The following is a 20607-nucleotide window of genomic DNA, read 5'->3' as shown; positions in this document are numbered from 1 at the left end:
CTCGAAATCGCGGTTGCCCATCTTGAATTAGCGGCCGGTTGAGTCTATCACCCTGCCGATCCTGGAACCTCGCGCTTCCCGGGCCGCTTTAGCTCAGTTGGTAGAGCACATCATTCGTAATGATGGGGTCAGGTGTTCGAGTCACCTAAGCGGCACCAGTTCTCCATCCGACGCAAGCGTGACGGCAGGTGCAAGGCTAATGCACGTCACTCCCTACGCCAACACCGGCACTTCCTGTCTGCCTCGTCGACATGCGCCATATGGCCGCCGCCACAGGATTGCGTCGTCAGACGCTTGACCATCGACTATGCTGCATCGCGCAAGATCGACAGCCTAGAGAACCCGACAATACAAGCATAATTTATAAGATACAAAACCACTATCTTAGAATAATCTTCGTCAATTTTGAATTATATCAGAAACTCCGGATTATAGTTGTGTAATTAAACCGTGTCTTTTCTGACATGGTACCACTTCTCGTACAGCATTGCGGACGTGAAAAACCCTCATAGACGCAACGCACTCGCAAATCATACCCATTTTTAGCACTAACTCACACGAATATTACAGCTCGATAGATATTTTGTGTTGCACTGCACCATTGCCCGGTTGCACGATTTCTTGGGGGATTTGGTACTGGGAAGTGCGCCGTGGAGGATTCCGCCAAGTTGATCAGCTTGAATTTTTCGCTGGCCAGCACCGATTTCGAGGCTGCCCCGCGCAAAAGGCGCGGGTTTGATGTTGTCGGCGCACTCTCGACGCTGGCAGGCCTCGACCTGAGGCCCGGAATGCAGGGCCGCTGGCTTCATCGGAGATTTCAGACCGGCGGAAATGGCTGATGGCGGTCGCGCGTGACAATCAGTTGGACGCTCTGCGCGCCATCGCTGTCACGATGGTTCTCTATTCCCATTTCCTTGCACCCAACGGGTCCTCCTTTTGGGGCCACATCGGGGTGCGGCTTTTTTTTGTGCTGAGCGGCTTCCTGATCACACGACTGCTGCTCGAAGCGCGCGCCGCGGCCGAATTCAAAGCCGGCCCTGCATTGAGTTCCTTCTACATCAGGCGCGCGCTGCGCATATTCCCGCCCTATTTCGCCGTGCTTGGGTTCGTCTGGCTGACCGATCTGGAGCAGTCCAGTGGATCGCTCGTCTGGCATGCGCTTTACCTGTCGAATTTTTGGTACGCGCTGCGCAACGAATGGACGCCCTGGCTACTCTGCCATTTCTGGAGCCTGAGCATCGAGGAGCAGTTCTATATCGCCTGGCCGCTGGTCGTGCTTCTCGCACCCCGCCGGCGGGTGGAAGCGATCACTATCGGCGTCATCCTGTTGTCGCTGGCCTATCGCTTCTACTGGCCGATCACCGCCACCCCGGCGCTAGCGCGCGACCTGCTGCCGCCAGCATCGATGGACGCGCTGGCGTTTGGTGCTTTGCTTGCCTGCCGGCGGACCAGAGGCGCCGGCCTGCCGCAATGGATGCGGCTAGGCTGGCCAGCCCTTGCGGCTGTCTTCCTGGCGATTGAGTGGCTTATCCCTGCGCCGGCCGATCCTATGCTGGAATGGGCCCGCTGGGCGTTGCTGCAGATCCTGCCCCTAGTGCCGCTGGTGGCCGTTGTCGCCGCCTGTTCAGCCGGCCTTGGCGGCGTCCTCGGCAGGGTTTTCGAACTGCCACCGCTGCTGTCACTGGGCCGCATCAGCTACGGCGTCTATCTTTACCATCCGATCCTTCTTTCGCTCGCCGTCAAGTCACAGCCCTGGATCCCGCTCAATGTCTCGGAGCAGGGGCCAGGGCGTTTCCTGGTCGCGAGCGCCGCCACGATCGCCGTCGCTTCGATCTCGTGGACGGCTTTCGAAAAGCCGCTCAACGGCCTCAAGCGCCGCTTCCCCTATGTAGCGCGCCGCCGCTCCCAGGCACGCTCTGGCGATGCCGGCTGGCTCGGCAGGGCGGCGGACGCCTATCCCGGCGGATCCCCCGATGGCCGCGCCGCACTCGAACTCCGGCGAACGGATGCGCAGAGATGACCACCGCGCCGCTCGTCTCCGTCCTTCTGCCGGTCTACAATGCCGGGCCTTATCTCACCGCTTCGCTGGAGAGCATTCTGCGGCAAGACTACGATCGCCTGGAGGTCATCGCTATCGATGACGGATCGACTGACAACTCGCTCGAGATTCTCGAACGATACCGCCGGGCAGACAATCGCGTTTCTGTCATCTCGCGTGAGAACCGCGGCCTCGTCGCCACCCTCAATGAAGGGCTACGACTGGCCCAGGGCGAGCTTGTTGCGCGAATGGATGCGGACGATGTCGCCTATCCCCGGCGTCTCTCGCGCCAGGTCGCACTGTTCGAGCGGCGGCCCGATCTCGGCTTCTGCGGCGCCTGCGTCGATACCTTGCTTCACGGCCGTATCGCCAAAGGCAGGCTAGATCCGGTGTTCCGGCTCGGCCGGCTCGACATATTGTCGATGTTCTTTACGATATTCTTACATCCGACGGTGATCTATAACAGGAAGGTTATTGGGAACAACGATCTCTATTACGATCCAAAATATAGGCATGCCGAGGATTTTGATCTCTTCAGACGGCTTGCCGGCCGTTTCCCGGCGACCATATTGCCCGATAGCCTGCTCGTCTATCGCATCCATGCGGGAAGCGTGACCATGCGGCATGCCAAGGAAATGCGCAGGACGCATTTGCGGATCGTGGCCGAAAATCTCGAGCGTGAGGGGCTTGCGGAAACCACAGCGGATCTGCGCGACATCGGCGAGGCCGTCTCTTTCGACACGGTTTCGCGCGCAGCCGATTTCATCCGTGCGCTTGAAGAGCGGATTTCCGAGCTGCCGACCGACACACGGCCAAGCTTCGAGGCAGGCGCGCTGAACCTGTTCTATTTCCTCTACCAACTCGTCGGCGACGAAGGAGAACCGCCGCTGACCCACGAATTGCTCACGCGGACGGCGAGATGGAATTTCATCCGGCGCCGCGAACAATATGCGCTGCGTCCCGGCGTCTGGGCGCCTTGGCTCAGCCTGCTCTCGATAAGGGCCGGAAAGCGGGCGGACGCGGTGGCCTACTTCTTCAAAACCACGCCGGCCGAAGCGGTGCTTGCGCGTTATCAGCGGGGACTGGTATGACCGACAGGCCCCACCCGCTCCTGCGCGATCACCAGTTTGCGAGTGCGCCTGTCCCGACATCTCCCCGATCGGAGCGGCCGTCGCTCGAGGTCAGTTTCATCGTCTGCACGCGCGACCGCGCCGCTGTGCTGGAGGCTTGCATAGCCTCGATCCAGGCGGCATGCCGGGTGCACGCCACCTTCGCGGCAGAGTTGGTGGTGGTCGATAATGGTTCACGGGACGGCACGTCAAAGCGGCTGGCCGCTATCGCCGAAACTTCCGACATCCCAGTCACAGCCGTCTCGGAGACTCGCCCCGGACTAGCCGCTGCCCGCAATGCCGGATTGGCGCGAGCGCGAGGCCGCGTGCTGGTCTTCGTCGACGACGACTGCAAGCTCGACCGCGACTATCTCCGCGACCTGGAGCGGCACTACCGGAGTGGCGAGAAGTGGCTGATCCGCGGCGGCCGGGTCGAGCTCGGTGATGCCCGGGACCTGCCCTTCACCATAAAGCTCCGCGAGGCAAGCGAGCGGCTGACCCCGGCGGTCCACCCCGGCGGCTTCGTGCTCGGCTGCAACATGACCATGCACCGCGACGTCGCGGCCCGCATCGGGTCGTTCGACGAACGCTTCGGCGCTGGCGGCCCGCTACGCTCGGCTGAAGATACTGATTATCTCGTGCGGGCGATGCTGCTCGGCATGCCGGTCGAGTATGTGCCCGACATGACGGTCTTGCATCATCACGGCCGGCGAGACCGCAAATCGATCGACAGGCTGCACCGCGACTATAGCCTCGGTAATGGTGCGCTGTGCCTGAAACATGTCCGCCACGCCCCTTGGCTGCTTCGCCATGTCTATTGGTCCGCGCGGGCCGCGTTCAGGGAACTGGCGGGCCGTCCTCGCTTTGACCGCGACCTCGATCTGTCGCACTGGCCTATTGTCGTTATGAATCTGGCAGGTGCCGCCAGATTTGCGCTGCTCGTCATGATGGGATGGCCAAAACGGCTGCCGCTGCGCCACGACCGAGAAGCCAGCGAAGCCAATGCGGAGGCCAGAGCGCGATAATGTCACTGATTCCGTCAGCCCTGCCAATGCTGCGCCGCGCGCTTGGTGGCAGGCTGTTGCGGCTCGTTCCCGTCGTGGTGGGGCTCGGGCTTGCGGGCGCCGCGCTGGAAGGCCTCGGCATCGGTCTCATCATTCCGCTGCTTGGCATCATTATGGGACGTGGCGAAACATCAGGCATGGCCGGTTTCTCCGCCCTCCTCCAGCAGGTTGGAGCGGACCTCGGCGAGCGCCAGCGGCTGATCGCCATTTCGGCCGCGATCCTCGGTTCGATCGTACTGAAAAATGTCTTTGCCTTCGCCAACACGCTGCTGACCAGCTACATCTACGGCAAGGCAGGTTATTCGATCCGTAGCGCACTGTCGGAGCAGTTGCTCAGGGTCGGCTACCCCTTTTTCCTGCAGCAAAGCCCCGGGCGGCTGCTCAACATCATCTCCAACGAATCCTGGCGAGCATCCGACGCTATCCAGGCCCTGCTCGGCGCGATCGTCAGTGCCTCGGCCGCCGTCATCCTGCTCGCCTTCCTCCTGCTCCTCTCTTGGCAGATGACGCTGCTGGTGACGCTAGGGCTGGCGCTCGTCCAACTGGCGCACGGGGTTTTGTCGTCCAATCTGAAGGCGCCGAGCCGCAGCGTCGTCTCGCGCAACAGCGCACTGGCGTCGCAGATGCTGCATCTGGTGCATGCCGGGCGCCTGATTCGCATCTTCGGGCAGGAGAACCGCGAAAAGGCGGTCTTCGCCAAAGCGTCCGACGGGGTGCGGCGGGCGGCTTTCGTGCTTTCAATCCGCCAGGGCGTCTTGCCGCCACTGACCGAGGTATTGCACGCAATGCTGTTCCTGGCGGTGGTGATCGGAGCCTGGCTGGCGAATGTAAGCTTCCCGCTGACCGTCGCCTTCCTCATCCTGCTCTACCGACTGCAGCCGCATATGCGGGCCTTGCAGATGTCCTGGAGTCAGTTGCAAGGCATGAGCGGCTCGCTGGAGGAGGTACAATGGCTGCTCGATCCTTCCGACAAGCCCGAGGCGCCGCAGGGCAGCCTGCCGTTCGACGGCTTGCGCCAAGGGATCAGCTTCGATGATGTGAGCTTCGCCTATTCCGGTCCCCTGTCAGGCCCCGACGCGCGCGAGGCGGTGCTGCATAAGGCGGTGTTCGACATCCGCAGCGGCCGCTCGACGGCGCTGATCGGCCGCTCGGGCGCCGGCAAGACGACGATCGTCAATCTCCTGTGCCGCTTCGTCAAACCCGACAGCGGCAGGATCCTCGTCGATGGGGCACCGCTCGATGAAGTCGACCCAAGCCAGTGGCGGCGGAACATTGCCCTGGCCAGTCAGGAGCTGGAACTGGTCGATGGCACCATTTTTGAAAACATTATCTACGGCTACGACACGGCCTCGGCCAGCGACGCCATGCGCGCCGCAAGGCTGGCCGAGGCACATCAATTCATCGAGCACCTGCCGCAGGGTTACGCGACGCTGGTCGGATACCGGGGCATCAACCTGTCAGCCGGACAAAGGCAAAGGATCGCCCTGGCGCGGGCGCTGGTGCGCGATCCCGATATTCTCATCCTCGACGAAGCCACCAGTGCGGTGGATGGGTTGTCAGAAGCCGCTATTGTCGAGACGCTGAAATCGCGGGCCGGCCGCCGCACCACCATTGTCATCAGTCATCATTACAGCACCATATCGTTCTGCGACGACGTGGTGATCTTGAGCCGCGGTCGGGTGAAAAAACAGGCCCCCTTCGCAACCCTGGCAATGCTCAGCATGGACGAGCTTTACCAGCACGGAGCGGGTGAGTGATGGGGCGCACCCCAACCTGCGACGCGGCTTGCGCCCGGCAGCTCGCAGATCGCGATCAATCCTGCCGGCAAACCACCGCCGCGACGCATTTCCGATTGTTCAAAAACAATTCTCGGTGGGAGGTCAGGCGGCCTTCTTCTTCGCCAGCCGCGCCTTGATCGAGGCGACGTCGGCGCGCGGCGTCGCGGCGAACAGCGTCCTGGTGTAGTTGTGCTTGGGGTCGGCGAAGACCTCCTCGCGCGAGCCGTATTCGACGGCTTCGCCAAAATACATCACCATCACATCGTCGGCGATGTAGCGCACGACCGACAGATCGTGGCTGATGAAGACATAGGTCAGCTGGAATTCGTCCTGCAGGTCGGCGAGCAGGTTGAGCACCTGCGCCTGCACCGAAAGATCGAGCGCGGAGACCGGTTCGTCAAGCACCAGCAGGCTCGGGTTCAGCATCAGCGCGCGGGCAATGGCGATGCGCTGGCGCTGGCCGCCCGAGAACATGTGAGGATAGCGATTGTAGTGCTCGGTCCCGAGGCCGACTTTCTTCAGCATCCTCATGGCGAGGTCGCGCCGCTCTTCGGCCGGCTTGTCGGTGTTGATGAGCAGCGGCTCGCCCAGCACATCGCCGATCTTTTGGCGCGGATTGAGCGATCCGTAAGGGTTCTGGAAGACGATCTGCACCTTGCGGCGCATCTCCCTGGTCAGGCCGTTCCTTGCGATGTCGACCTTGTTGCCGTCGATGAACAGCTCGCCCGACGTTGCCGGATCGATCAGCGTGATGATGCGCGCCAGCGTGGACTTGCCGCAGCCCGATTCACCGACGATGGCCAGCGTCTTGCCCTTGTCGACGCTGAACGAAACGCCCTTGACCGCATGCACGGTGCGCGCGCCGCGAAACAGGCCGCCGCCGACGTGATAATCGCGCTTGATGTTTTTGCCTTCGACGACCTTGATGCTCATCAGGCGACTCCGGCGGCCGGTTCGAACAGCATGTCGGAGACGGTCGGCAAACGGTCGCCGACGGCATTTTCCGGCAGCGCCGACAAAAGCGCGCGGGTGTAGTTGCTCTTCGGCGATTCAAACAGCGACAGCACGTCGGCCTCTTCCATCTTGCGGCCCTTGTACTGGACGATGACACGGTCGGCGGTCTCGGCGACAACGCCCATATTGTGGGTGATCATGATCAGGCCCATGCCGTATTTGACCTGCAGCGAGACCAGCAGATCGAGGATCTGCTTCTGGATGGTGACGTCGAGCGCAGTGGTCGGCTCGTCGGCTATCAGGAGCTTCGGATTGCAGGCGATGGCGATCGCGATCATGACGCGCTGGCACTGGCCGCCCGACATCTGGTGCGGGAACGAGTTCAGCCGTTCGGCCGGCTCGGCAATGCCGACCTGCGTCAGCAACTCGATGGCGCGCTCCCGGCGCTGGGCTTTGTCCATGCCCATATGAAAGCGCAGCACTTCCTCGATCTGGAAGCCGACGGTAAAGCACGGATTGAGGCTGGCCATCGGCTCCTGGAAGATCATCGACATGTCCTTGCCGACGATCTTGCGGCGCTCGGCCGGGCTCATCTTCAGGAGGTCGCGGCCATTGAAGCTCATCTCGTCGGCAGTGACCGTCGCCGTCCACGGCAACAGGCCCATCACAGCCAGCATCGACACCGACTTGCCGGAGCCGGATTCGCCGACGATGGCCAGCACTTCACGCTCGTTCACATGGAGCGAGACGCCGTCGACGGCCCGGAACGGGCCGGACGCGGTCTGGAACTCGACGACGAGGTTGCGGATGTCGAGCAGCGCCATCACGACCTCCTCAGCTTCGGATCGAGCGCATCGCGCAGGCCGTCGCCAACCAGGTTGATGGCAAGCACGGTGATGAGGATGGCTAGCCCGGGGAAAGTCACCACCCACCAGGCGCGCAGGATGAATTCCCGCGCCGAGGCGAGCATGGTTCCCCATTCCGGTGTCGGCGGCTGGGCGCCAAGGCCGAGGAAGCCGAGGGCGGCCGCCTCGAGGATGGCGTTGGAAAACGACAGCGTGCCCTGGACGATCAGCGGCGCCAGGCAGTTGGGCAGAATGGTGCGCAGCATCAGCCGGACATGGCCCGCACCGGCGACCTTGGCGGCGACTACATATTCGCGGCCCTTTTCGGCCATGACAGCGGCGCGCACCAGACGGGCAAAATGCGGCTGCAGGACCAGTGCGATCGCCAGCATGGCGTTGAACAGGCCGGGGCCGAGGATGGTGACCAGCACCAGCGCCAAAAGCAGCGACGGGAAGGCCAGGATCAAGTCCATGACGCGCATGATCGCCACGTCGACCCAGCCGCGGAAATAGCCGGCCAGCAGACCGAGCGTAATGCCGCCGGTAAGCGCCAGCGTGACGACGACGGCGCCGATCAGCAGCGAGAAACGCGCGCCGTAAAGCAGGCGCGAGAGCATGTCGCGGCCAACCGCGTCGGTACCGAGCAGATATTCCGTGCTGCCGCCTGCCTGCCACGCCGGCGGCCGCAGGAAAGCGGTCTTGTCCTGGATGTCGGGCGCATAAGGCGCCAGCAGCGGCGCAAAGAGTGCGGCCAGCACCAGCAGGATGAAGACGAACAGGCCGATGACGGCGCCGCGATTTACCGAGAAATAGTGCCAGAAGGTCCTGAAGCCGGTCAGGCGGTCAGGGTTGCCAGCGGCCATCGGGGCAATTTCGGTCGACTGGCTCATCACGCCGCCCTGATGCGCGGGTTGATGACGGCATAAAGCACGTCGACGATCAGGTTCACGGCCATGACGATAAGGGCGATCAAGAGCAAGCCTGACTGCACGACGACATAGTCGCGCTTGAAGATGGAATCGACCATCCACTTGCCGATACCCGGCCAGGCGAAGATGGTTTCGGTGAGGATGGCGCCGGCGAGCAGCGCGCCGACCTGCAGGCCGATGGTGGTGACCACCGGGATCAGCGCATTGCGCAGCGCGTGCACGCCGATGACGCGGGTCGAGGAAAGACCCTTGGCGCGGGCGGTCCGCACATAATCCTCGCCCAGCACTTCGAGCATGGCCGAGCGCGTCTGACGCGCGATCACCGCCAGCGGGATGGTGCCGAGCACGACCGCCGGCAGCACCAGATGGCTCAATGCCGAGCGGAAAGCATCCCATTTGCCGTATAGCAGGGTGTCGACGGTCATGAAGCCGGTGATCGGCTTGAAGAAGAACTGCAGGCCGATACGGCCCGAAACCGGGGTCCAGCCGAGATAGCCGGAGAAAAAGATGATCAGCAGCAGGCCCCACCAGAAGATCGGCATGGAATAGCCGACAAGGGCGGTGCCCATCAGTGACTGGTCGAACCAGGAGCCGCGTTTGACGGCGGCGACGATGCCGGCCGGGATGCCCAGCACCATGGCGAAGATCAAGGCGAAGACAGAGAGCTCGATGGTCGCCGGGAAGAGCGTCATGAAATCTTCGATGACCGGGCGCTTGGACGAGATCGACACTCCGAAATTACCCGTCGCGGCATCGCGGACATAATGCGCATATTGCTGCCAGATCGGCAGATTGTAGCCGAACTGTTCCTTCAGTTCCTCGTAGCGCGCGGGCGACACGCCATGCTCGCCGGCCATGGCAAGAATGGGATCGCCGGGCAGCAGCCTGACGAAAGCGAAGGCGCAGATGGTGATGCCGATCAGCGTCGGGAGCACCAAGACGATTTTGTTGAGGAGATATCGGAGCATCTTGAAAAAGCGGGCGGCGCCTGATTGCGCGCCGCCCGCCTAACAGTTCTATTCGGCCTTGTCGACGCCGTCGAAGCGATGAATGCCGAGCGGGTCCATCATGAAGCCGCTGACATTCTTGCGCACGACTGCGTAGACCTGGCTGTGTGCCAAGAGGAAGGCCGGAGCCTGCTTCTGGAAGACAACCTGCGCCTGTTCATAGAGCTTGGTGCGTTCGGCCTGGTCGCTTGTCTTCTTGGCCTTCTGGATCAGGTCCTCGAAGTCCTTGTCGCACCAGCTGGAGTAGTTCGACACGCCGATGGCCGAGCAGGCGAACAGCGTGGCGAAGAAGTTGTCCGGATCGCCATTGTCACCGGTCCAGCCGATCTGGAACGCGCCGGGACGGTCCTTCTTCTTGCCTTCCTCGCGGTACTTCGTCCACTCGTAATTGACGACCTCCGCCTTGACGCCGACCTTGGCCCAGTCGGCCTGGATCAGCTCGGCGGCGCGCGCGAAGTTCGGGTTGTAGGGACGCACGCGATCGGAGGCCCAAAGCTGGATCTCCTTCAGCCCGGCATCGGCCAGCACCTTCTTGGCTGCTTCCGGATCATAGGCGTCGGACTTCACGTCCTTGTTCCACGACCACATGGTCGGCGGGATCAGGTTTACGGCCGGCGTGGCGCCGGCGTCCTGGAACAGCGACTTGATGAGCGCTTCCCGATCGATCGCCTGGTTGAGCGCATGGCGCACTTCAGGCTTGTCGAGCGGCGGGATGGTGGTGTTGTAGCTCATATAGCCGATGTTGAGGCCAGCCTGATCCATCAGGGTCACGTCGGCGTTGGCCTTGATCATGCCGATGTCGGCAGGATTCGGATAGGGAGCGATGTCGCATTCGCCGGCGAGCACCTTCTGGATGCGGGCGGTCGCGTCAGGCGTGATGGCGAAGACGAGATCGTCGATCTTTTCCTTGCCCTTGAAGTAATCCGGGTTGGCCGCATAGCGGATGACCGAATCCAGCTGATAGTCGACGAACTGGAACGGACCGGTGCCGACCGGCTTGGTCGAGAAGTCGGCCATCTTGCCGTCTTTTTCCAGCTGGTCGGCATATTCCTTCGACACGATCGAGGCGAAGTCCATGCCGAGATTGGCCAGCATCGGAGCATTCGGCTCGGTCAGCGTCAGCTTCACGGTCAGGTCATCGACCTTTTCCCACTTGGCGACGTATTTCGGCATGTCCATGCCGGTGTAATAGTCCCAGGTCAGGTTGGGCAGGTACTTTTCGCCGTTCCAGGGGTTTTCCTTGTTGAACTGGCGATCGAAGGAAAAGACGACGTCGTCTGCATTGAGGTCACGCGTCGGCTTGAAGAAATCCGTGGTCTGGAACTTCACGCCCGGATGCAGGTGGAAAGTATAGACCAGGCCGTCGTCCGAAATCTCCCATTTGTCGGCGAGGCCGGGCACAACTTCGGTGCCGCCATGCTTGAACTCGACCAGGCGCGAATAGACGGTACGCGACGAGGCGTCGAAGTCGTTGCCGCCCGTCGTGGTACCCGGGTCGAAGTTGGCTGGCGAAGCCTCCGAGCAGTAGACCAGCGTCTTGGCATTGGCCACGCCGCCGAGGACGCTTGCAGCCAGCAACGCGGCTGCAAAAGTCAGTTTCTTTTTCATTGAGCACTCCCTGATGTTCTTCCAAGCCCCTCTATCAGGCTCGCGAAGCGCGCATATAAGCACCGTTTTTCAGGCTTTGGAACACCCTGTTTGCCTACCCCACCGTAAGCAGAAAATATTTCTCGGCTTTTGCTCGATTTCAGAAAGAAATAGCAAAATCTGCTAATCACGGGATTGTTAACGACCGCATTTTTTCATTGATCGCTGGTATCGCGAACACAATAATCCACACAGCTGGGGTTCCTCACACTCATCACGGCAAGCCGGTGCCGGAGACGACGGCGCGGCAAAGATTTTGACGGCAAATCTTTGCCGTCCTCCCGTTGGGGCAAGACTTGCACGGCCGCCGATAGTCGCAATAGATAGATGACACGCGGGATTCCCGGGAATCCGTGACATCGCTGCAGCGGAGGACGCCTCACTACATAGAGGCGGTGCAGCATGGAGCAGGCAACAGAGCGACCGAGGGAGGCTAGAGGTGGCGAAAGCAACAAAGACAACGGCCCCGGCGAAAGCAAAAGCGGCGAAAGCTTCAAAACCGGCCGCCGCTGCCGCCAAGTCGAAAGCGCCACCGGCCAAAGCCACTCCCGCCGTCAAGCCAACGGCAACCTCGACGCCGGCGAAGGCAAGCGCCAACCCGGCAGCGAAACCTGCGGTCAAGCGCGCGGCGAAGACAACACCCGCTGCAAAGCCCGCCCAGCCGCCAGCCGCGAAGACAGCCGCGGCGAAGCCCGCCTCGAAGCCGTCGCCGGGCGCGGCCAAAAAACTGCCGAATACGCTGACGGCGCTTGCCGCGGGCTTGCCGGAAAAGCCATGGCTAAAAAGCTATTCGAAGGTCGTGCCGGCGGAGATCGGCGCCCTGCCCTACAGTTCGATCGGCGACTTCCTCGTCGGCGCCTGCAAGCAGTTTTCCGGCCAGCCGGCATACGTCTGCATGGGCAAGTCGATCTCCTATGCCGAACTCGAGCGGCAATCGGCCGCCTTCGGCGCTTATCTGCAATCGAAGGGCCTGCAGAAAGGCGCACGCGTGGCGCTGATGATGCCGAATGTGCTGCAATATCCGGTGGCGATGATGGCCGTGCTTCGCGCCGGCTATGTCGTGGTGAACATCAATCCGCTCTACACGCCGCGCGAGCTCGAACATCAGCTCAAGGATTCCGGCGCGCAGGCGATCGTCATTCTGGAGAATTTCGCCAGCACCCTGGACGCGGTGATTGCCAGGACGGCGGTCAAGCATGTGGTGGTCGCGGCGATGGGCGACATGCTCGGCGGCCTCAAGGGCACGATCGTCAACCTCGTCGTGCGCCGGGTGAAGAAGATGGTGCCGGCCTGGTCGCTGCCCGGCCATGTCAAGTTCAATGCGGCGGTGAAAGCCGGCGCCGGCATCGCCTTCAAGCCGGCCAAGATGGAGGCCGGCGACATCGCCTTCCTGCAATATACCGGCGGAACCACGGGGATTTCCAAAGGTGCTGTGCTGCTGCACTCCAATGTGCTGTCCAATGTCGCGCAGAACACGCTGTGGCTGCAGGACGCCTATGCGATCAAGCCGAAACCGGCGCATCTCAACTTCATCTGCGCGCTGCCGCTCTACCATATCTTCGCGCTGACGGTGAACGCGCTGATGGGCATGCAGCAGGGCGCCCAGAACGTGCTCGTTCCCAACCCGCGCGACATTCCCGGCTTCGTCAAGGAGCTGCAGAAATACCCGATGCACATTTTCCCCGGCCTCAACACGCTGTTCAACGCGCTGCTCAACAACGAGGATTTCCGCAAGCTCGACTTCAAGCCGCTGATCATGACGCTGGGTGGTGGCATGGCGGTACAGAAGGGGGTTGCCGAGCGCTGGAAGGCGCTGACCGGCAATTCGATCACCGAGGGCTACGGGCTGTCGGAGACCTCGCCGGTGGCCACCGCCAACAAGTTCAGCGACAGCAATTTCACCGGCACGATCGGCCTGCCGCTGCCGTCGACCGAGATCGTCATCCGCGACGATGACGGCAACAACCTGCCGCTGGGCGAAGTCGGCGAGATCTGCATCCGCGGACCGCAAGTGATGGCCGGTTACTGGAACCGGCCGGACGAGACCGCCAAGGTGATGACCAAGGACGGGTTTTTCAAATCCGGCGACATGGGCTTCATGGACGAGCGCGGCTACACCAAGATCGTCGACCGCAAGAAGGACATGATCCTGGTCTCCGGCTTCAACGTCTATCCCAACGAACTCGAGGAAGTCGTCGCCCAGCATCCGGGCGTGCTCGAAGTGGCGGCGATCGGCGTGCCGGACGAGCATTCGGGCGAGGTGCCGAAGCTGTTCATCGTCAAGAAAGATCCGGCGCTGACCGCTGAGGCAATCACCGCCTATTGCCGCGAAAACCTGACCGGCTACAAGCGGCCGAAATACATCGAGTTCAGGACCGAACTGCCGAAGACTCCGGTGGGCAAGATCTTGCGCCGGGCGCTGCGGGAATAGATTTGAACGACGAGCCTAGTCGCGGCGAAAGTGTAGACGACAATCCGCGTCCCGACGCGGCGACGTTCATCAAGGCGAACATGCGCCTTGCGCCTGTTCCAGCACTTCCTGAAATCCAACTCTACACGGCTCATCCCGGCAGCGGCCTGAGGCGGCTTGTCGACCCGCACCAAGGCGCGGACGACGATGCGGTTGAGCCAGTCGACGACGCGCCTCAGCCACCGCCGCCCTACTGGGCCTATCCATGGGCCGGCGGGGCGGTGCTTGCGCGCTATATACTCGACCATCCGCAAAGCGTAGCCGGCCGACGCGTGCTCGATCTCGGCGCCGGCTCCGGCCTCGTCGGCATCGCCGCCGCCAAGGCCGGCGCCAGCGCGGTGATCGCGGCCGAGATCGATCGCAACGGCGTCGCCGCGATCGGCATCAATGCCGCGGCCAACTGCGTCGAGATCACCATTGTCGACAAGGACATCACCACAGGCCCGCCGCCGGCCGTCGACCTCGTGCTTGCCGGCGACGTGTTCTACGGCCGCGAGGTTGCGATACGGGTTATTCCGTTCCTCGACCGCTGCCTGGCAGCCGGCATCGAAGTGCTGGTCGGCGACCCCCGCCGCGCCGATCTGCCGCTGTCGCGGCTACGATTGGTTGCGGAATATCAAGTGCCGGACTTCGGTGACGCGAAGGGCGCTGCGGGCAGGCTGAGCGGTGTGTTTTCGTTTGAGGTGGAAGATTGCTGCGCTGAGATCAAAAGCCGATCACTCTGAATGACCCGGTTCGGCCCATTGCGGACATCCCGCGTTACGTGCCGGATTTTGAAAGCTCAGCGACATCGGATTATGTTGAGGTTCACAGCCCTTTGCAGCGGGGTGCAACGAGTCCACCGCAGGGAGCCAATCATGTTGAAAGCTACCGAAGAGGAGATCGAGGAAGTACGGGAATACTTTGAATGGCAGGCGCCCGACCTCGAAGTGGCCTTTATGCAGAAGGTCTACTCGGAGGCCGTCCTCAACACCCGCCACGATGTGTGGGACGTCCACACCAACAAGGATCGCTGGTGGGTCATCACGGGCGGCACAAACCTCTACTCTCAGGAGCAATTCCCAAATATGGATCTTGCCCTTACCTTCCATATTGGCCTGATGCTCCGGATCCCGCGTACGGAAAAACAACAGGAAGATGATCTACGCATCCTCCCGTTCGGCCCGGTCTTCGAAAAGATGGAAGAAGCAGGAACCGCCGTGACACAGGCGCATGGCCTCTCGGACTATCAGGCCGTCGGTGTTCGCTGCCGCGAGGCGCTGCTCGAGCTCATCGGCGTCGCGCAGGACGCTGCAATATGGACAGACACGCCACCACAGCGTGCGAACTTCCGCGCGTGGACCGAGATCATTTGCAACGATCTTCTGCCGGGTGACACCAACAAGGAGCGTCGCGGGACCGTCAAGAGCGCGCTTGAGTCCGCATGGACGTTTTCCAACTGGCTGACGCATTCAAAGTCGGCCACCTGGATTGATGCCGAGATGGCGCACTCATTGATCCAACACGCCGTCGGCTTGGCGACATCGTTGATCATTCGCGAGTTGCGCGGTGTGCCTTGGGAATGCCCGAACTGCGGCTCACCGCATCTTGAACCCGGACATGGCGAGAATACTGAGGCGCCCGGTGTACTCTGGGAACGACCGCAGTGCGTCGACTGCGGATGGGCCGGCAGGCCGGTTCCAATTCTCGATCTCGGCGACGGACAGCCCATCATCACACGCGAAGGCGAAAAAACCGACGGGTGCAGCATCATGACAGTACCGCTACGCACGATCCTAAAGCCGGGAAGTCCCTTGATCGAGCCGCTGAAGAACACGGAGACCGGTCCTCCGGAGCACGTTGTGTATTTTGCCTACGGGTCCAATATGTCGACCGCCCGGCTGCGCGATCGCATGCCGAGCTGCAATCCAATCGGCATTGCCACCTTGCCGGGTCATACGCTTCGATTTCATAAGCGTAGCGTTGACGAGTCCGGGAAGTGCAACGCATTTGCCACGGGCGACGAGAATAGCGTGATTGGAGTCCTGTTCAGCTTCGATCCTACCGAGCGCGCTAAGCTAGATAAGGCCGAAGGCGTCGGCAGCGGCTACGAGCACGCGACGGTCACGGTCATCAATGACAAAGGTCGCAGGCGAAAAGTTCTTACCTATCTCTCCACTCCCGACTACATCGACGATAGCCTCAAACCCTATAGCTGGTACAAGGATTTTGTCCTTGCAGGTGGCAGGGAACACGGCCTGCCGCCGGAGTATATTGCCGAATACATCCAGTCGGTTGAAGCGATCGAAGATATCAACAAGACACGGAACAGGAAGCAGCGGGCTACGCTGGGAGGTCTTGGGCGGTGAGAGGGCATCGGTGCGAGTTGCACCCCTGACTGCTGACCCGATGTCCGCTATACCGCAACCTGCCCGTTCAGGCAGATGAGCCCAACGGCAACTTCCATTGGTAGGAAAGCCGAAGTTGATTGAATCCCCCCAAGCCCCCGTCAGACTGTCTCCTTGACCCGCGCCGAGAGAAAGTCTGGCAAATCGGCGACCGAATCCAAAACGACATCGGCGATCGCCGACAGCGATTCACGCGTGCCGGTGCCGGAGAGCACGCCGACCGCCAGGCCGCAGCCGCCGGCACGCGCCATCTCCAGGTCGTGGCGGTTGTCGCCGACCATGGCGATCTCGGACGCCTTCAACCCGGTCAGGTCGCAAAAGGCGACGATCGTGTCCGGCGCCGGTTTCGGATTGGCGACCGCGTCATAGCCATAGGCGGCGGTGAACAGCTGCGCGACGCCGAGCGTGACCATGGTCTTTTCGGCACCGGCAGTCGAATCGTTGGTGGCGACGCCGAGCCGGTAGGACCGCTTGTGCAGAGCCGTCAGCGCTGCGACGACGCCGGGCAAGGCAACCGCCATCGACGAGCCTTGCACCGAGGTGATCTCGTTGAAGCGGGCGACGGCCAGCATCTGGTCCTCGTCGGACAGACGCGGGAACCATAGTTCGACGACATCCATGTTGGTGCCCGAGGCGAAGATGGAATCCGGCTTGAAACGCTTGGCGACAAAATCGAAGCCCGCCGCCGAAAGCAGCCTGTCGGCTTTCCAGCGATCGCCCTCGGCGGCGTCCATGGCCATGAAATCGGCGATGCCGAGCCAGGTCGCGTTGAAATCGACAAGCGTGCCGTCCTTGTCGAACAAGATGCCCTTGATGTCGGCCGGATTTTTCATTGAGCCCCCCGCAGTTGCTGGATGCGCGCCACCAGCCCGACCGTCGATGCGTCGCGCTTGGCGGCGCTCTCCTTGCCTTCCACGACTGGCAACAGGCCGGTCGCCAGCTCCTTGCCGAGCTCGACGCCCCATTGGTCGAAGGAATTGATGTTGAACAGAGTGCCTTCGACGAAGACGCGGTGCTCGTAAAGCGCGATCAGCCGGCCGAAGGTGCGCGGGTCGAGCTTGCGGTAGAGGATCGTCACCGAGGGGCGGTTGCCGGAGAAGACGCGGTGCGGGGCTATTCTGTCGACATCGGCCGGCTTCATGCCCTTGGCCAGCATCTGCGCGCGCGCCTCGTCCAGCGTGCGGCCCTTCATCAACGCTTCCGATTGGGCCAGGCAATTGGCAAGCAGTAGATCGTGTTGGTGCTTGAGATCAGGCTCATGGCCGACGGCAGCGGCAAGGAACTCGACCGGGATGAAGTCGGTGCCCTGGTGCAGCAGCTGGAAGAAGGCGTGCTGGCCATTGGTGCCGGGCTCGCCCCAGACCAGCGGTCCGGTCGGCGTCGTCACCGGCGTGCCGTCGAGGGTGACGCCCTTGCCGTTCGATTCCATGTCGAGCTGCTGCAGATAGGCCGGCAGCCTGGAAAGGCGCTGGTCATAAGGGATGACCGCACGCGCCGGATAACCGCAGATCACGCGATGCCACCAGCCGACCAGCCCCAGCAGCGCCGGCAGGTTCTTCTGCAGGGGTGCGGTGCGGAAGTGCTCGTCCATCTCATGCGCGCCATCGAGGAAGGCGCGGAAGTTGCGCGGGCCGATGGCGATCATCACCGGCAGGCCGATGGCGCCCCACAGCGAATAGCGGCCGCCGACCCAGTCCCAGAAGCCGAACACGCGATCCGCTTCGATGCCGAACTTGGAAACCAGGTCGAGCGCGGTCGAGACGGCGGCGAAATGCTTGCCGACTGCTTCCTTGCCGAGCGCCTTCTGCACCCATTCGCGTGCCGTCTCGGCATTGGTCATCGTCTCAACCGTGGTGAAGGTCTTCGAGGCGATGATGAACAGGGTGGTTTCGGCCGACAGGCCCTTCAGCGTGTCGTGGATATGGGCGCCGTCGATGTTGGAGACGTAGTGCGCGCGCGGGCCGTCGTGATAGGGCGCCAGCGCCAGCGTCGCCATGGCCGGGCCGAGATCGGAGCCGCCAATGCCGATGTTGACGATGTCGGTGATTTTCTTGCCGGTGGCGCCGGCGGCCTTGCCGGAGCGAATGGCATCGGCGAAAGCGCCCATGGCGTCGAGCACGGACAGCACATCCGCCTTGACGTCCTGGCCATCGACCGTGACGCCCTTGCCCGAGAGGTTCCGTAGCGCCGTGTGCAGCACGGCGCGATCCTCGGTGATGTTGATCTTCTTGCCGGAAAACATTGCGGCCCGGCGACCTTCGAGATCGGCGGCGGCGGCGAGCTTCTCGAGCAGTTCCATCGTGCGCTGGTCGACCGCGCATTTCGACCAGTCGAGCAAAAGGTCGCCGTCGCTGGCCGAAAATGTCTCGAAGCGCTTGGGGTCCGCGGCAAACGCCTCGCGCATCGTGCCCGATGCCGCCGCGCGCGCAGCACGCAAGGCGACAAGCTGTTTGTCGAAGGAGGAATGATCCACTGCCGGCTCCTGATCGTTTTTCACGACATCTTATCAGACCGGATGTTTCCGGCGCGTGTCGTCGCGCTGATCTTATTGAGCCGAATTCCCCATGTTTCAATGCGTGGGGATGACGCAGTGCAGCATAGTGCGATGTGATGGAGCTACGACGCTGCGCGTCGCGCTGGATGATAGTGAGGCGCGACGACGCTTCGCATCGCGCGGGCGTCCGCGCTGCGGGATGACGCAAGCGTCACCCGGGGATGCGACGACGCTGCGCGTCGCGCATAGATCACTGGCATAAATCCCAGCGATCAGAAAAATTGATTGGCGCAACCCCTTGTGCCACGGTTACCTTCCGCTGGTCCAGCCAAGCAAAAAAGACTGGCCATCGAGGAACACCTTCCATGCCACAGCGTAACGACACGGCCATATGGTCCGGCCTGTTCCGGATTTCGGCGGAATCGGGCCAGACCCTGCAGGCGCAGATCCGTCAGGCGATCGTCGCCGCCATTCTCGACCGGCAGATCGCCGCTTCGATGCCGCTTCCGTCCTGCCGCATCCTGGCTGAAAAACTCGGCGTCGCACGCGGCACTGTGGTGCTGGCGTTCCAGCAATTGGTCGACCAAGGTTTCCTGGTGGCGCGCGAACGGCGCGGCCATTTCGTCAATCCGGATGTGCTGGCCACCCCCGCCAAGCCGCACCAGAAGGCGCCGGACCAGCAAAACGAGATCGACTGGAAGGCACGCCGGCAGATCGCTGCCAGCGACATGCCGCCGCCGGCCAAGCACGACAACTGGATCAAGTCGTCCTACCCCTTCGTCTACGGCCAGTTCGACCCGGCGCTGTTCCCGACAGCCGAATGGCGTGAGTGCAACCGCATGGCGCTGGCCGTGCTCGAAATCCGCAACTGGGCCTCCGACATGGTCGACCGCGACGATCCGCTCTTGATCGAGCAGATCCAGGCGCGGCTGTTGCCGCGGCGCGGCATCTTCGCCAATCCGGACGAGATCATCGTCACGCTCGGCGCCCAGAACGCGCTCTATATGCTGGCGACACTGCTGATGACAAAGGGCTCCAAGGTCGCGATGGAAGACCCGGGGTACCCCGACGCGCGCTCGATCTTCCGCCTGGCCGGCGCCGAGATCCAGCCGGTCCCGGTCGACCAGTCCGGCATCGTCACCTCGTCCATTCCCAACGATTCCGGCTTTGTCTTCGTCACCCCCAGCCACCACTGCCCGACCATGGTGCCGCTGTCGGCAGAGCGGCGGCAGGACCTTCTGGCGCGCGCCAACCGCCACAACCAGATCATCATCGAGGACGGCTATGACAGCCAGCTTCTCGACGAGGCGCCGCAGCAGGCGCTGAAGAGCCTCGATCGCTCGGGTCGCGTCGTCTATGTCGGCTCGATGTCGAAGACGCTGGCTCCGGGCCTGCGGCTTGGCTACATCGTCGCTTCGGCTGGACTAATCTCCGAGCTAAGGGCGCTGCGCCGCTTCATGCTCAGGCACCCGCCGGCCAACAACCAGCGCGCGGTCGCGTTGTTCCTGTCGCTCGGCCATCACGAGGCGCTGGTGCGGCGGCTGTCGTCGGCCTTCGACGAGCGGCGCAAGCGTCTGGTCCATGCGATTTCCGCATTCCTGCCGGAATGGCGCTCAACCGATTCGGCCGGCGGCACATCGCTCTGGCTGGAAGGCCCGCGCGGCACCGATTCACGTGGACTGGCCGAGGCCGCGGCCTCGCGCAGCGTCATCATCGAGCCGGGCGACCGCTTCTTCGATCGCACCGAAAAGCCGTCGCGTTTCATGCGCTTGGGCATTTCCTCGATCGCACTGCAGCACATCGAGCCGGGTATTCGCGAGCTCGCGACCGCGGCCGGACGCAGGCCCGCTGCAGCCTGATTTGCCTGTGCCGGAGCTTTGAACAG

At 62.4% G+C, this 20607-nt stretch carries 16 protein-coding genes and 1 tRNA gene; 10 read left to right on the top strand and 7 right to left on the bottom strand.

Going from position 1 to position 20607, the window contains the following annotated elements; genetic code table 11:
• Positions 1 to 82 precede the first annotated feature (82 nt).
• The 6 genes from X756_RS139680 to X756_RS139705 all read left to right on the top strand — a co-directional run bounded on the left by X756_RS139680 (position 83) and on the right by X756_RS139705 (position 5968).
• Positions 83 to 158, top strand: a tRNA-Thr gene (locus X756_RS139680).
• 492 nt (positions 159 to 650) lie between these two features.
• Positions 651 to 839 carry a hypothetical protein gene (locus X756_RS139685; protein ID WP_023669500.1) on the top strand — a complete coding sequence of 63 codons (189 nt, stop codon included), beginning with the start codon at positions 651 to 653 and terminating at the stop codon, positions 837 to 839.
• Entirely contained in the window at positions 839 to 2020 is a 1182-nt protein-coding gene (locus tag X756_RS139690; RefSeq protein ID WP_023669499.1) for an acyltransferase, read from the top strand. The genes X756_RS139685 and X756_RS139690 overlap by 1 nt, the downstream gene beginning before the upstream one ends.
• The gene (locus tag X756_RS139695; RefSeq protein WP_023731390.1) at positions 2017 to 3129 is read left to right on the top strand and encodes a glycosyltransferase; all 1113 of its coding nucleotides are present in this window, start codon (positions 2017 to 2019) and stop codon (positions 3127 to 3129) included. Before X756_RS139690 ends, X756_RS139695 begins: the two co-directional genes overlap by 4 nt.
• Positions 3126 to 4172: a glycosyltransferase gene (locus tag X756_RS139700; RefSeq protein WP_023725804.1), complete on the top strand. Its 1047-nt coding sequence runs from the start codon at positions 3126 to 3128 to the stop codon at positions 4170 to 4172. Before X756_RS139695 ends, X756_RS139700 begins: the two co-directional genes overlap by 4 nt.
• A complete protein-coding gene (locus tag X756_RS139705; RefSeq protein WP_027049321.1) occupies positions 4172 to 5968 on the top strand; it encodes an ABC transporter ATP-binding protein in 1797 nt (598 codons plus the stop codon). Before X756_RS139700 ends, X756_RS139705 begins: the two co-directional genes overlap by 1 nt.
• Positions 5969 to 6091: 123 nt before the next feature.
• Here the strand turns inward: X756_RS139705 and X756_RS139710 are convergent, their stop codons facing one another.
• Genes X756_RS139710 through X756_RS139730 form a run of 5 tightly spaced genes read right to left on the bottom strand, consistent with a single transcriptional unit; the run spans position 6092 to position 11332 of the window.
• Positions 6092 to 6922, bottom strand: a complete 831-nt coding sequence (locus X756_RS139710) for a dipeptide ABC transporter ATP-binding protein (protein WP_023731389.1) — start codon at positions 6920 to 6922, stop codon at positions 6092 to 6094.
• A complete protein-coding gene (locus X756_RS139715) occupies positions 6922 to 7767 on the bottom strand; it encodes an ABC transporter ATP-binding protein (RefSeq protein WP_023731388.1) in 846 nt (281 codons plus the stop codon). The genes X756_RS139710 and X756_RS139715 overlap by 1 nt, the downstream gene beginning before the upstream one ends.
• Entirely contained in the window at positions 7767 to 8651 is an 885-nt protein-coding gene (locus X756_RS139720; RefSeq protein WP_050589308.1) for an ABC transporter permease subunit, read from the bottom strand. Before X756_RS139720 ends, X756_RS139715 begins: the two co-directional genes overlap by 1 nt.
• Positions 8652 to 8677: 26 nt before the next feature.
• Entirely contained in the window at positions 8678 to 9685 is a 1008-nt protein-coding gene (locus X756_RS139725; RefSeq protein WP_023731386.1) for an ABC transporter permease subunit, read from the bottom strand.
• Between the two features lie 48 nt (positions 9686 to 9733).
• On the bottom strand, positions 9734 to 11332 hold the full coding sequence (locus X756_RS139730; RefSeq protein ID WP_023731385.1) for an ABC transporter substrate-binding protein: 1599 nt from the start codon (positions 11330 to 11332) through the stop codon (positions 9734 to 9736).
• A 478-nt stretch (positions 11333 to 11810) separates the two neighbouring features.
• On the opposite strand from X756_RS139730, the gene X756_RS01000000166040 reads away from it, so the two are divergent.
• From X756_RS01000000166040 to X756_RS0135410, 3 genes are all read left to right on the top strand, one after another.
• Entirely contained in the window at positions 11811 to 13802 is a 1992-nt protein-coding gene (locus X756_RS01000000166040; RefSeq protein ID WP_023731384.1) for a long-chain fatty acid--CoA ligase, read from the top strand.
• Positions 13803 to 13804: 2 nt separating this feature from the next.
• A complete protein-coding gene (locus X756_RS139735; protein ID WP_023731383.1) occupies positions 13805 to 14566 on the top strand; it encodes a 50S ribosomal protein L11 methyltransferase in 762 nt (253 codons plus the stop codon).
• 132 nt (positions 14567 to 14698) lie between these two features.
• Positions 14699 to 16189: a gamma-glutamylcyclotransferase family protein gene (locus X756_RS0135410; protein ID WP_031239443.1), complete on the top strand. Its 1491-nt coding sequence runs from the start codon at positions 14699 to 14701 to the stop codon at positions 16187 to 16189.
• Between the two features lie 140 nt (positions 16190 to 16329).
• Here the strand turns inward: X756_RS0135410 and X756_RS139740 are convergent, their stop codons facing one another.
• Complete coding sequence (locus X756_RS139740; protein ID WP_023731382.1) at positions 16330 to 17061, bottom strand: HAD family hydrolase; 732 nt, start codon at positions 17059 to 17061, stop codon at positions 16330 to 16332.
• A complete protein-coding gene (gene pgi, locus X756_RS139745) occupies positions 17058 to 18665 on the bottom strand; it encodes a glucose-6-phosphate isomerase (protein ID WP_245264579.1) in 1608 nt (535 codons plus the stop codon). The genes X756_RS139740 and pgi overlap by 4 nt, the downstream gene beginning before the upstream one ends.
• 422 nt (positions 18666 to 19087) lie before the next feature.
• Here pgi and X756_RS139750 point away from each other — a divergent pair, with 422 nt between their 5' ends.
• Entirely contained in the window at positions 19088 to 20581 is a 1494-nt protein-coding gene (locus X756_RS139750; RefSeq protein ID WP_023669484.1) for a PLP-dependent aminotransferase family protein, read from the top strand.
• Positions 20582 to 20607: the final 26 nt, after the last annotated feature.

This window comes from Mesorhizobium sp. LNJC405B00, assembly GCF_000502615.1.
Taxonomy (GTDB): domain Bacteria; phylum Pseudomonadota; class Alphaproteobacteria; order Rhizobiales; family Rhizobiaceae; genus Mesorhizobium.
This window is presented reverse-complemented; position numbering and strand designations above follow the sequence as displayed.

Bases quoted from the DNA above. Each gene is read 5' to 3' on its own strand.
- X756_RS139725 (WP_023731386.1), bottom strand. From the start codon at position 9,685: ATGCTCCGATATCTCCTCAACAAAATCGTCTTGGTGCTCCCGACGCTG.
- X756_RS139690 (WP_023669499.1), top strand. From the start codon at position 839: ATGGCGGTCGCGCGTGACAATCAGTTGGACGCTCTGCGCGCCATCGCT.
- X756_RS139740 (WP_023731382.1), bottom strand. From the start codon at position 17,061: ATGAAAAATCCGGCCGACATCAAGGGCATCTTGTTCGACAAGGACGGC.
- X756_RS139700 (WP_023725804.1), top strand. From the start codon at position 3,126: ATGACCGACAGGCCCCACCCGCTCCTGCGCGATCACCAGTTTGCGAGT.
- X756_RS0135410 (WP_031239443.1), top strand. From the start codon at position 14,699: ATGTTGAAAGCTACCGAAGAGGAGATCGAGGAAGTACGGGAATACTTT.
- X756_RS139705 (WP_027049321.1), top strand. From the start codon at position 4,172: ATGTCACTGATTCCGTCAGCCCTGCCAATGCTGCGCCGCGCGCTTGGT.
- X756_RS139730 (WP_023731385.1), bottom strand. From the start codon at position 11,332: ATGAAAAAGAAACTGACTTTTGCAGCCGCGTTGCTGGCTGCAAGCGTC.
- X756_RS139695 (WP_023731390.1), top strand. From the start codon at position 2,017: ATGACCACCGCGCCGCTCGTCTCCGTCCTTCTGCCGGTCTACAATGCC.
- X756_RS139710 (WP_023731389.1), bottom strand. From the start codon at position 6,922: ATGAGCATCAAGGTCGTCGAAGGCAAAAACATCAAGCGCGATTATCAC.
- X756_RS139750 (WP_023669484.1), top strand. From the start codon at position 19,088: ATGCCACAGCGTAACGACACGGCCATATGGTCCGGCCTGTTCCGGATT.
- X756_RS139715 (WP_023731388.1), bottom strand. From the start codon at position 7,767: ATGGCGCTGCTCGACATCCGCAACCTCGTCGTCGAGTTCCAGACCGCG.
- X756_RS139720 (WP_050589308.1), bottom strand. From the start codon at position 8,651: ATGGCCGCTGGCAACCCTGACCGCCTGACCGGCTTCAGGACCTTCTGG.